Annotated in this window: 10 protein-coding genes; 8 read left to right on the top strand and 2 right to left on the bottom strand. The window is 37.2% G+C overall.

The window, feature by feature from the left end; all coding sequences use genetic code 11:
- The first annotated feature begins 359 nt into the window (after window positions 1–359).
- Window positions 360–1,724: a type I glutamate--ammonia ligase gene (gene glnA, locus BR30_RS0125960; protein WP_026567570.1), complete on the top strand. Its 1,365-nt coding sequence runs from the start codon at window positions 360–362 to the stop codon at window positions 1,722–1,724.
- Window positions 1,725–1,865: 141 nt separating this feature from the next.
- Here glnA and BR30_RS0125955 read toward each other — a convergent pair whose 3' ends face one another.
- A complete protein-coding gene (locus tag BR30_RS0125955; protein WP_026567569.1) occupies window positions 1,866–2,096 on the bottom strand; it encodes a hypothetical protein in 231 nt (76 codons plus the stop codon).
- A 291-nt stretch (window positions 2,097–2,387) separates the two neighbouring features.
- Here BR30_RS0125955 and BR30_RS34565 point away from each other — a divergent pair, with 291 nt between their 5' ends.
- Entirely contained in the window at window positions 2,388–3,674 is a 1,287-nt protein-coding gene (locus tag BR30_RS34565; RefSeq protein WP_051633781.1) for an L-lactate MFS transporter, read from the top strand.
- Window positions 3,675–3,725: 51 nt separating this feature from the next.
- On the opposite strand, the gene BR30_RS0125945 is transcribed toward BR30_RS34565, so the two are convergent.
- Window positions 3,726–5,063 carry an NAD(P)/FAD-dependent oxidoreductase gene (locus tag BR30_RS0125945; protein ID WP_026567568.1) on the bottom strand — a complete coding sequence of 446 codons (1,338 nt, stop codon included), beginning with the start codon at window positions 5,061–5,063 and terminating at the stop codon, window positions 3,726–3,728.
- Between the two features lie 275 nt (window positions 5,064–5,338).
- Here BR30_RS0125945 and BR30_RS0125940 point away from each other — a divergent pair, with 275 nt between their 5' ends.
- From BR30_RS0125940 to BR30_RS0125915, 6 genes are all read left to right on the top strand, one after another.
- A complete protein-coding gene (locus tag BR30_RS0125940) occupies window positions 5,339–6,334 on the top strand; it encodes a DoxX family membrane protein (protein ID WP_026567567.1) in 996 nt (331 codons plus the stop codon).
- Window positions 6,335–6,515: 181 nt separating this feature from the next.
- Entirely contained in the window at window positions 6,516–7,592 is a 1,077-nt protein-coding gene (locus BR30_RS0125935) for an NAD(P)H-dependent flavin oxidoreductase (RefSeq protein ID WP_026567566.1), read from the top strand.
- 221 nt (window positions 7,593–7,813) lie between these two features.
- Window positions 7,814–8,764, top strand: a complete 951-nt coding sequence (locus BR30_RS0125930) for a ribose-phosphate diphosphokinase (RefSeq protein WP_026567565.1) — start codon at window positions 7,814–7,816, stop codon at window positions 8,762–8,764.
- Between the two features lie 273 nt (window positions 8,765–9,037).
- Window positions 9,038–9,733: a FadR/GntR family transcriptional regulator gene (locus BR30_RS0125925; protein WP_026567564.1), complete on the top strand. Its 696-nt coding sequence runs from the start codon at window positions 9,038–9,040 to the stop codon at window positions 9,731–9,733.
- Between the two features lie 118 nt (window positions 9,734–9,851).
- A complete protein-coding gene (locus tag BR30_RS0125920) occupies window positions 9,852–11,105 on the top strand; it encodes an enolase C-terminal domain-like protein (protein ID WP_026567563.1) in 1,254 nt (417 codons plus the stop codon).
- Entirely contained in the window at window positions 11,060–12,178 is a 1,119-nt protein-coding gene (locus BR30_RS0125915) for a zinc-dependent alcohol dehydrogenase (protein WP_231507811.1), read from the top strand. The genes BR30_RS0125920 and BR30_RS0125915 overlap by 46 nt, the downstream gene beginning before the upstream one ends.
- Window positions 12,179–12,183 lie beyond the last annotated feature (5 nt).

The following is a 12,183-nucleotide window of genomic DNA, read 5'->3' as shown; positions in this document are numbered from 1 at the left end:
AAACATGATTACAATTCAAAAAGCATCATAAACAGTAAATTAATAGGTTTAATTCAAAACAGTTGTTAGGGATCTCTCTAGCAGCTGTTTTTCTATATTAACTAAAAAGCGATGGATTGCTTAGGTTATAAACTGAAAATAATATACATATTTTTGCATAAATATGAACACGAGATTTGCCAGATTTAATAAGAATATTAGATTTAATCAGGTATATTATGAAAACGCTTACTAAAATTTCGGAATAAATATTCAAAAAATTTATAAAAAACCATTGTCAAACTATTCTTTTTTTATTATAATCGGTTTATATTAATTGATGTAATAAAATATAACATGAAATTGCGAGGTAAAGTGACATGACAAAAACATTAATTACAAACGCTCCAGGAGCTGCCACTACACTTGAACAAATTAAAGCAACAATTAACGAAAAAAGTGTTGAACTATTACACTTGCAATTTGTCGATATCGAAGGGATCCTAAAGCACGTTACAGTAACAGTTGAGCAATTGGAAGATGTTGTAGAAGGAAAAATGATGTTTGATGGTTCTTCAATTAAAGGTTTCTCACCTATTAATAAATCAGATCTTTATTTACAACCAGATTTAGCTACCTTTGCAGTTCTTCCTTGGACAGTTGAAAACGGATATGCGGAAGCAAGATTCCTATGTTCTGTAAAGAACCCAGACGGAACATTGTTTGAAGGGGACACAAGAAATGTTTTAAAGAAAACGGTGGATCGTGCTGCTGATCAAGGATACACGATTTCAGTAGGTCCTGAGTTAGAATTTTTCCTTTTTAAAACAGATGATAACGGTTATGCAACACAAGAGCTTGGTGATAAAGCAGGATATTTCGAGCCATCTCCACATGACCTTGGCGAGCGTGTTCGTTTAGAAATTTACCGTGCCTTAAAAGCAATGGGCTTTACCATTGAAGCATCACACCACGAAGTAGCAGAAGGACAACATGAAATTAACTTTAAGTATGCAGATGTATTAACAGCGGCGGACCTTTCCACTACATATAAGTGGGTCGTGAAAACTGTTGCGAAGAAGTTCGGATTACACGCAACTTTCATGCCAAAGCCAGTATTTGGAATCAATGGATCAGGTATGCATGTCAATATGTCATTCTTTAAAGGAAACGAAAATGCCTTCTTCGATCCTTCCGATGAGCTACAATTATCGGAAAAAGCTTATCAGTTCATTGCGGGTGTCCTAGAAAGCGTGAAGAGCTTTACTGCAGTAACAAACCCACTAGTAAACTCTTATAAGCGATTAGTGCCTGGCTATGAAGCTCCTTGTTATATTGCTTGGTCTGCGTCTAACCGTTCAGCGTTAATTCGTATTCCAGCAAAAAAAGGTCTTGCGACACGGGTAGAATTACGTTGTCCAGATCCATCAGCAAACCCTTACTTAACGTTTGCGGTGATTGCCTCTGCAGGTCTTGATGGAATCGAAAAAGGACTAGAAGCACCAGCTCCAATTAATGAGGATATCTTCCATATGTCAGAGGAGGAAAGAGCCTTCCGTGGTATCGATAACCTTCCTGGAAGCCTGGCAGAGTCCATTAAAGAATTAGAAGCAGGGGAGATTGCGGCTAAAACACTGGGCGAGCACGTATACAACGAGTATGTATCGATGAAGAAGTCAGAATGGGACAGCTACCGTACAGCGGTTCATGCATGGGAAATCGATAACTATCATTCGAAATTCTAATTTAAAAAGCGGGACAACAGGGCAGATAACTGCTCTAGTTGCCCGCTTTTTTGTATAGAAGTAACTGATAAGGACAGCCTCTAATGGAGGCTGTCCTCACAAAATATATCAATCCAAGTTGGCTTAATCCTGCATGCTATTTCACTTACAGTGATGCCATGCCTTCTTAAATACGCATAATCCAAAGATAAGGAATGCAAGGAAGCCAATTAAAATGATAAGGAATTTTAGAACGGTAACAATTAAACCAACTAGGCCGATTACTCCAAGCAATTGAGTCACCCACAATAATCCAAACAATAACCAAATGGCACCTGTTAAAAATCCAAGAAAAATTCCAAAAATGCCACAGGAACAATGGTTAGAACCCATCTAAGTTCACCTCCTGTCCTTGTTTGTTCACCAACAGTGTATGCGGTTTCTATTGAAGATGTTTTATGAAAATAGAAAAAAAGGCGAAAGACCTAAACCTGCCTTTTGATAAAAACACGAACATTACTTTATGAATATATTTTATAATTCGTATTTTAAATAAAAATTTTGCTTGAAATACATAAATTTGTAGGTTAATATAGTCAAATAACAAACAATACACAATGAGTGGAAAGTATTTAAAAGATTAATCCGGATTTGATATTTAAAAAAATATTATGTGAAATGGGGATGAAGAATCAGATGAAGAATCGTTGGCTTATAGCTCTTTCAGCAGTGGGGATACATATTTCGATTGGATCGGTCTATGCATGGAGTGTATTTACAAACCCATTACAGCAGCAAATGGGCTGGGGACTAAAACAGATTTCCTTTACGTTTAGTTTAGCGATTTTGTTTCTAGGATTATCCGCGGCTTTTTTAGGCCATTTTGTTGAGAAATTCGGACCTAGAGTGTCTGGAACACTAAGTTCTGTATTTTTTGGAATCGGAGTAGCTGGGGCTGGGGCAGCTGTACACTTTGAATCGTTACCATTACTCTATTTATTTTATGGTGTCATTGCGGGTATCGGCTTAGGAGTTGGCTATATTACACCAGTTTCAACCTTGGTCAAATGGTTCCCGGATCGAAGAGGATTGGCTACGGGACTTGCTATCATGGGGTTTGGCTTTGCAGCCATGATTAGCAGTCCGATTATGAATCACTTAATCCAAACATATGGCATTTCCAACACTTTTTATATTCTTGGCGGTACATATTTTCTAGTCATTTTTTGTTCCGCTCAATACCTTGCTCCACCAGCAGCAGGTTGGGTACCTAAAGGTTTTGATTCAACAGTTGAAACTTCAGGGAATAAAAAGATAAAACAGGATCTTAGACAATTAACGGCAAATGAAGCGGTAAAAACAAGACAATTTTGGGCTTTATGGATCATGCTTTTCATCAATATTACTTGTGGGATTGCCATTCTTTCCGTTGCATCACCAATGGCACAAGAGTTAGTAGGTATGACAGCCGCATCTGCTGCGACAATGGTTGGAATTATGGGGCTATTTAATGGTTCCGGACGAATTCTTTGGGCGACTATTTCTGATTACATTGGCCGACCAAATGTGTATACACTATTTTTTGCCTTCCAAATCATTGCCTTCTTTGTTTTACCAAACCTTACAGTGGGCATCATGTTTTCAATTATTGTTTATATGATCATGACCTGTTATGGGGGAGGATTCTCCTCTATACCAGCCTATATAGGTGACTTATTTGGAACTAAGCAGTTGGGGGCTATTCACGGTTACATTTTGACAGCCTGGGCTGCCGCTGGTTTAGCGGGTCCGATATTTGTCTCGTGGATTCGTGAAACAACTGGTAGCTATCAAGGTACACTACTTGTATTTTCAGGGTTGTTTATCGTGGCATTAGCAATTTCACTTTTGATAAGAGTAGATATTAAAAAATTGCGGGCTTTGAGTGAAACTCCATTGCTTAATAAAATGGATAATTTGAAGAGTAGTTGATTAGAAGGAAAAAGGAGACCTGATTCTATTTATATAAAATCAGGTCTTTTTCTATGAAAGAGTTTTTTTCAATACACGTTTGATAATTCTTGGGTGCATCAGTATGGTCATAGGACGTACCAGGTTCATTACTTTAACAAACGAATTATATATATCTTGATTTTCGGATGATAGTAGAAAAATCTTTTTTGCGTACCATTGCTGAATGGAAAGACCTACAGGCTTTTCCCCAATGGTCTCGGGATAGCGAAAATCTTCTGTAATGACCATATTCCAAATAGGGGCGATAATTTTTGCTGCTTGTTTATGAAAATTCGATGTGATTTTTAGTAGATCATGTCTTTCGTTCTGAAAGAGTTCTTGCAGCTCTAGTGCCTCTAGTATAGCAATACTCATACCTTGTCCAAAGACGGGATTAATTCTGCAAACCGTATCACCAATCAATAAAAGTCCGTCAGGCAGGCTCTTTACTTTATCAAATCGTCTCCAAACGATATGCGGTACACGATAGATTGAGGTTCGAGATAGAGGGGCTGCATCCTTTATTTCATGGTAGATATCTAATTTAGGTAATTTTTTTGTTAGCTCCATAAAGCCGTTATCATTTTTTACTACCTCTTTTTCATTTACTTCATTATGATAGCCATTTAGTGTGACAATATAACGATTTCCCTCTACCTTTGAGATGGTCCCACCTATTTTTTCATGTGGAGGGTTTGGATAAACGATTTTTATTGCCCAATCTCTTTCATCGTTCTCGGGCAGTTGAAAAGATTTACTAATGTAACTTAACCCTATTTTCACCTTTTGTTCAGGGATAGTAACACCACGTTTTTTTAGCCAGCGACTGGAAAGACTGCTCACACCACTCGCATCTATAACAAGGTTTGCAGAGAAGTTTTTTTCAGAGCCACTATTATCGATAATATCGACTCCCATTATTCGATTCTCTTCTTCATTATAAACATAGTTTTGAACCGTGTGATTATAGAGAATTTTTACGTTCGAAATACCTTTTATGTATTGTTCGATATTCCACTCTAAATGTGGGCGCGTTTGAAGTGTTGTCGTGTAATCTCCATTAAAACGTAACTTCCAGACCCCATGGTGAAACCATGCAAGTTCTTGAGTTGAATTTATTTTTACTGCGCCACTTGAATGAAATTTCTTCGTAATTCCCGGAAACAGTGCTTCAAGACCATACTCGCCTGCAAAGAGGAGCGCATGTAAGTGCTCACCTTGTGGGGCACCTTCTCTTGGAAATGGTCCCTGTGGTTCATGATCACGTTCTATAATAATTACCTCTTTGAAAAAGTCTGACACAACACGTGCTGCTAATTTCCCAGAGATGCCTCCACCAATAATAATTGCTCGTTCAAATTGTGACAATGGTTGGAACGCCTCCACTTAGTAATTTTACTTGAATATGATAGCATACAATTTTTATAGATTGTATAGCCAGGAATCAAATTGTAGTAAAGAACAGCGTTTCTTCTAAACTATTCATAAGAAGAATTTTTTAATTCATTTGGCCTAGTATTAAATAGGGATAAATTATGTGATATATTTCACAAATTGTTCAATTATAAGATGGTTAGAGGAGGGAATAGTGTTGTATATTATCACTATATTCATGTTGTTTATATTTACTAGGGGGATTACAAATGAAAAAGATATTTCAGATACTATTAACATTAGGGCTTATTATGACACCAATTTTTGCAGAAGCTCATGTGAAGTGGTTCACAAATGTGGTGCCACATAAGGAGTCTATTGAAAATATATTATCACCAATGTTTTTACTTTTAACTCTTGTGGCTGCTGTTGTATTAGCTACATTAACACTGATCATTCCGAAAATGGCTGAATGGGGACCAGTGAAAAAAATGGAGGACCGTCTCTCCAGTTTAAGAAAGTATTCTAGATATTTATTAAAATATGGAACCGCTGTTGCGCTGATGATTCAAATGGTGAATGGTACTCTATTTGCTCCAGAGTTTCTTGTTGATAGTACGATCATTACAGTATTAGCATGGGTGACAATTGGTTTCTTATTGATTCCGCATCATATTTCTACAAAAATGGGTGCTTCGATATTATTAGGGTTATTTATATATGTAACCATCCATCATGGTGTTTTCTATATGTTAGATTACGGATTTTACGTAGCCATTATTGGTGTTTTATTGGTAGGAAATACAAAACTAGAGCAAGCCGGATTTCCATTTCTGTATTTAGGGACAGGATTATCGCTTAGCTGGGTAGCGGTTGAAAAATGGGTTTATCCAAGTATGGCTTTAGATATTGTCGCAAACCACCATGTGCCAACATTTGGCTTTGAACCGAGTTTGTTTGTTGTTATGGCAGCATTTATTGAATTTGTGGTAGGTTATTTATTAGTGGTCGGTGTTTTAAACCGAGTGTTAGGTTTTGTGGTCACTGTTATTTTCATCTCAACCACAATGCTCTTTGGAATGACAGAAGTCATCGGCCATTTCATGATTCATATTGTGTTGATTATCTTTATTATTGAAGGTGTGTCATTCTATAACCCGCCAATAAAAATGCATAAAACAAAAACAGATCAATTTATCTTTGTGTTCTTAAACTTCATTTTTGTTCTAGCAACCTTTTTATTGATTTACTATCGTTTCGCATAAAACTTTAAGTATACTTAATATAAACATTAAAACGGTACTTCTTAGATTGAAGTATCGTTTTTTTATACAATTAAAGGCAACAAGGTTTTGAAGAAAACCAATATTTGTTACTATTAAAATAAGTAATCAATTTCAGATTTACACATAACGAACAATAATAATAGAAGAAAAGAGGGTTTCTATGAAATTAAACACAAAACTATGTGCAATTCTAGATATAGATTATCCGATTATTCAAGCAGGGATGGCGGGAGGACCTACGACTGTGGATCTTGTTGCCAATGTATCGAACGCTGGAGCTTTAGGGACTTTAGGTGCGGCCTATATGAAACCAGAGGAAATTCGAGCGGCTATTAGAGTAATAAAGGAACGGACAACCAATCCATTTGCGGTTAACTTATTTTGTACCAATTTGACCGATCAATATAATGGAGTGGAAGAGTCACAGAAAGTGCTTAATGGCATTAGAGAAAAGCTAGGTATGGAAACTTTAGAACACCAAGTGAAAACAAACAACTTTTTTGAGGAACAGTTTGACGTTTTAATAGAAGAAAAAGTTCCAGTCATTTCCACAGCATTTGGGGTCCTTCCGGAGGATAAAAGGGCAATCGCCAAGCAACAGAACATCATCATTACTACCATGGTAACAACCGTTCAAGAAGCACTGCTCGCTGAGAAAAATGGAGTAGATATTATCATCGCACAGGGGAGTGACGCAGGTGGTCACCGGGGAACATTTGAAGTAGAAAAGAATTCTAACGGTGCAACGGTTGGGACCTTTTCGCTTGTCCCACAGATAGTCGATGCTGTTTCTGTGCCTGTTGTTGCTGCAGGAGGCATCATGGATAGCCGCGGTTTGGTGGCTGCCTTAGCTTTGGGTGCACAGGGAGTTCAAATGGGGACCGCTTTCCTAACAACGATTGAGTCAGGGGCACACCGTGTATATAAAGAGGCACTCATCAATAGCACGGAAGAAAGTACAGTGATTACGAAAGTCTTTTCTGGTCGTCCGGCAAGGGGAATAAAAAATGCTTTTATTCAATCTTACGATAATGCAAAGATTTCCCCAGCTGATTTCCCAACACAAAATACCATGACGAATGATATCCGAAGACAGGCAGCTATGCAAAATAATCCTGACTATTTAGCACTATGGGCAGGACAAGCGACAAGACTTTTACAAAACGAAATACCTGCAAGCAATATTATCCATGATGTAGTTACAGGTGCAAAACAGTTATTATCTTCTAATGAATAACTAGCCGCATTGCACATGAATTTGCGACCATTATGACAACAGCCCAATTAATGAAAAAAATAACTAATTCGGTCAGCTGATTCTAAAAAAGCATAAAGATTCCCGATTAAAAGTTACCTGTCCGGTGTATTTCCTACCACTATGTTGATTAATATAGTAAAATAAGTTGGATAGATAATTTTTGTAACAAAGTAGAAATTCAAATGTGTGGAGGATCTAAGGTGACTTATCAACAAAATAAACGATTTAAGCTGTTTTCATTGAATTCCAATCAAAAGCTAGCAACAGAGATGGCAGAGCTTTTGGGATGCGAGTTAGGAAAATCTTCTGTGTCTCATTTCAGTGATGGAGAGATTCAAATTCATATTGAAGAAAGTGTTCGCGGCAGTGAGGTCTATGTTGTTCAATCCACATCGTACCCTGTCAATGATAATATTTTAGAACTCCTTATCATGATTGATGCTCTAAAAAGAGCTTCAGCTGGTATCATTAATGTGGTCATTCCATACTATGGATATGGACGACAAGACAGAAAGGCACGTTCACGGGAGCCAATTACAGCGAAACTAGTGGCGAATCTTTTAGAAACGACTGGAGCAGGTCGAATTCTTACAATGGACCTCCATACTTCCCAAATTCAAGGTTTCTTTGATATCCCTGTTGAACATCTATATGGTGTTCCAATCCTTGGACAGTATTTTAAGGAACAAGGTTTAGAAGATATTGTGATTGTCGCGCCACATAATGGCAGTATTGGCCGAGCAAGAAAAGTGGCCAACCTATTACACGTTCCACTTGCCCTAATCGATAAAAGAAGATTTGAAGAAAATGGTCCCCAAACCATAAATGTTATTGGTAATGTTGAGGGCAAAAATGCCATTATTATTGATGATATGATTGACACCGGTGCAACCATTTCTTTAGCAGCTAAGGCTCTAGAAGAAAATGGGGCAAAAGCAATTTATGCCGGCTGTACGCATCCTGTTTTTACAGACCGAGCGATTGAAAAAATTGAATCGTCACCAATTAAAGAATTAGTCGTGACAAATACTATTGAATTGTCTGAAGATAAAATCAGTAGTAAAATTAAAACGATTTCTGTTGCGCCTCTTCTTGTTGAGGCAATCGACCGGATTCATAATGAAAAAGCAGTTAGTCCTTTATTTGAATAAGTCATGATTTGTATATAAAGTGAAGCGCACAACTCATTCTTGATAATGAATCATATTCTGCCCAGTCTTAAACTGGGCATAATATGATTTTTGTATAAAATTAGGAGTAAGTAGAATGATCATCGAATCCTTAGATTTAATTGCGATAAAGTGAAGCGAGAGGCTGTATTTTAAAATTTGAGAAAATTCATAAAAGAAACCGTTTACTTTATTGGGCGTCGGTGGTATTATTTATTTATAACTTGTAGGACATGTTACAAAAGAGGGTAGAAAATGAATTTAAATTCCATTGATAAACAAAATGTTGTCAATATTGTTTATGAGCAACTAAAAGAAAACATAGCTAACGGTACTTGGGCGCCTGGGAGTAAGATTCCTTCTGAAACAGAATTGACGAAATCGTTTAATGTAAGCCGGGTCAGTATTCGAAGTGCAATACAGAAACTTAGGGATTTAGGTATTGTTGTTACATATCAAGGTAAAGGAACCTTTGTTTCTGAAAATATTGGTAAAAACGGAATCAATGATTTTGGCATAATCATTCATCTTAGTGAGGAACAATTCTTAGACATGATGGTATTTCGGCAGACAATTGAATACAAATGCCTAGAGTTAGCTGTTGAAAAAGCAACAGATGAAGACATAAAGAACATTGAGGAAGCTTTGAATCAAATGATTCGTTATCGTGATGATTATAATAAATATTCTGTAGCGGATTTCAATTTTCATTTAGAAATTGCAAAGGCTTCTAAGAATCAAGTTTTTGTAAAAGTAATTGATTCCATTCGAGATATTTACTATAAGTATTTAGAAGAGCTCAATCGGGTCATAGGTGTAACATTGGAAAGCATTGAAGTACACATACAAATATACCGATCTATTCAGAATAGAGATGCAGACACAGCAAAAAAGCTTCTTAGTAACGCTATGAAAGATAATATTGCCAGCATAAAAAGTATTAAAGATTAAAGAAAGTAATTTACCTCTTAAAGAGGTAATCTTTTTTAAGCTAACATGTATGACAACTAACAAGTTATCGTTTTAAAGGTCCTACAAATAATTAAATTTAAACATAAGGGGTTATAAAATGAACAATTTAGAAATTCGCGATGTAAAAGTGATTTTAACAGCTCCAGGGGGAATCGATTTAGTGGTAGTAAAGGTCGAAACAAATGAACCTGGGTTATACGGATTAGGATGTGCTACCTTTACCCAACGAATTTTTGCGGTGAAATCAGCAATTGAGGATTATTTAAAACCGTTTCTTATCGGCAAGGACCCAAGAAGAATAGAAGATATTTGGCAGTCAGCGAATGTAAGCGGATACTGGAGAAATGGTCCGATCATGAATAATGCTTTATCAGGAATTGATATGGCACTTTGGGATATAAAGGGTAAAATCGCTAACTTACCTGTCTACGAACTATTAGGTGGGAAATGTAGAGATGGTATTCCTCTATATCGACATGCAGATGGTGCGGATGAAATTGCTGTAGAAGAAAATATTATAGCGCTAATGGAAGAAGGATATCAGTATGCGCGCTGTCAAATGGGGATGTATGGTGGAAGCGGAACTACAGATAGTAGATTAATAGCAACTATGTATGAAAAGTCTTCTAGAATTGTGCCAAAACGTTCGCCAAAAGGATCATTGGCGGGATGCTATTTTGATCCTGAAGCCTATGCTAAAAGTATAGACAAATTATTTGAACACCTTCGTTCAAAAATCGGTTTTAATATGGAATTTATCCATGATATCCATGAAAGAATTCCACCTATTGAAGCCGTAAGATTAGCAAAAAGATTAGATCCTTATCATCTTTTTTTCCTAGAGGATCCTGTAGCTCCTGAAAATATTGAATGGCTTCAAATGATTAGACAACAAACTTCCACACCAATTGGAATGGGAGAATTGTTTACCAATGTAAATGAATGGAAGAGCCTGATTGCGAATCAACAAATTGATTTTATAAGATGTCATGTAAGTTCTATCGGTGGAATAACGCCGGCAAAAAAATTAGCAACATTTAGTGAATTATACGGGGTTCGAACTGCTTGGCATGGACCAGGGGATATTTCACCTGTTGGGGTTGCTGCAAATCTTCATTTAGATTTAAGTTCACCAAATTTCGGAATTCAAGAATGGACTCCATTTAATGATGCATTACAGGAAGTTTTCCCTGGATGTCCTGTAGTTGAAGAAGGTTTTGCGTATGTAAATGATAGGTCAGGTTTAGGGGTAGAAATAAATGAAGAATTGGCTAAAAAGTTCCCAGTAGCAGGTGGAATTCCATCATGGACTTTAGCTCGAACTCCAGATGGGACAGCCGTCAGACCATAAAACAAGATGCTAGAAACTATTTTAAATGCGATGTTATGAGGGATAAAAAAGGAGTGGTTGGGATGAAGGTAGGAACGTACGTATCACCAATGCAGGTAGAAATGACCGAGAGAGAGTTTCCATCTCTAAAAGCAGATGAAGCATTAATCAAAGTATCCTATGCAGGAATATGCGGAACAGACATGATGATTTTTCATGGGTTGCATCCACGAGCAAAGGCTCCATTGATACTTGGTCATGAATTTAGCGGTGTAGTTATGGAAATAGGCAAGGATCAACAGGTTAAAAAGGGTGACAGGGTGGTTGTTGAACCACTACTAAACTGTGGTAAATGTGCAGCATGCCAGGCAGGGCAGATTCATGTTTGTGAGAATTTGAGATATATAGGTATTGATCAGGACGGTGGTTTTGCTGAGTATACAACCGTTCCTGTTCACAGACTTCGTGTACTGCCGGATTCTGTCACAGAGAAAGAGGCTGCTATGATTGAGCCATTAGCTGTTGCCATTCATACAGTTCGACGCTCAAAGCTGAAAGTTGGAGATACGGTAGCCATCCTAGGAGCAGGACCGATTGGTTTGTTAATTGGAATCATAGCCGAACGTGCTGGTGCAGGAAAAATATTCATTTCTGATGTAAGTTCTATGCGTCTTCAAGTTGCAAAGGATTTGGGTTTTGAAGCAATTGATGCTAAGACTATGAACATTTCCGAAGTTGTAAAAGAATACACAAACGGAGTCAGGGCTGATATTGTCTATGAAGTAGCGGGCAACCAATTTACAGCAGATCAAATGATTGACTGTATTAAGTTCCAGGGTGAAATTGCTGTTGTGAGTGTTTACAAAAAGCCTCCTGCCATTCAATTAGCTGCAATGCATTTTCGGGAGATATCCTTAATGACAACGCGTTGCTATAGTCAGGAAGATTTTACAAAAGCTATTGAATTATTAGCACAAAACAAAATCAACCTTGACCCACTGGTTTCGCACGTTCTTAAACTAGAAGATATTCAAACTGGTTTTGATTTAATGGGAAATCCTGACCAATCATTAAAAATATTATTTCAACCATAGGAGTG

The sequence above is a fragment of the Bacillus sp. UNC41MFS5 genome, from assembly GCF_000686805.1.
This window is presented reverse-complemented; position numbering and strand designations above follow the sequence as displayed.

Coding starts and splice junctions, on each gene's coding strand:
- glnA (WP_026567570.1), top strand. CDS start 360: ATGACAAAAACATTAATTACAAACGCTCCAGGAGCTGCCACTACACTT.
- BR30_RS0125955 (WP_026567569.1), bottom strand. CDS start 2,096: ATGGGTTCTAACCATTGTTCCTGTGGCATTTTTGGAATTTTTCTTGGA.
- BR30_RS34565 (WP_051633781.1), top strand. CDS start 2,388: ATGAAGAATCAGATGAAGAATCGTTGGCTTATAGCTCTTTCAGCAGTG.
- BR30_RS0125940 (WP_026567567.1), top strand. CDS start 5,339: ATGAAAAAGATATTTCAGATACTATTAACATTAGGGCTTATTATGACA.
- BR30_RS0125935 (WP_026567566.1), top strand. CDS start 6,516: ATGAAATTAAACACAAAACTATGTGCAATTCTAGATATAGATTATCCG.
- BR30_RS0125925 (WP_026567564.1), top strand. CDS start 9,038: ATGAATTTAAATTCCATTGATAAACAAAATGTTGTCAATATTGTTTAT.
- BR30_RS0125920 (WP_026567563.1), top strand. CDS start 9,852: ATGAACAATTTAGAAATTCGCGATGTAAAAGTGATTTTAACAGCTCCA.
- BR30_RS0125915 (WP_231507811.1), top strand. CDS start 11,060: ATGGACTTTAGCTCGAACTCCAGATGGGACAGCCGTCAGACCATAAAA.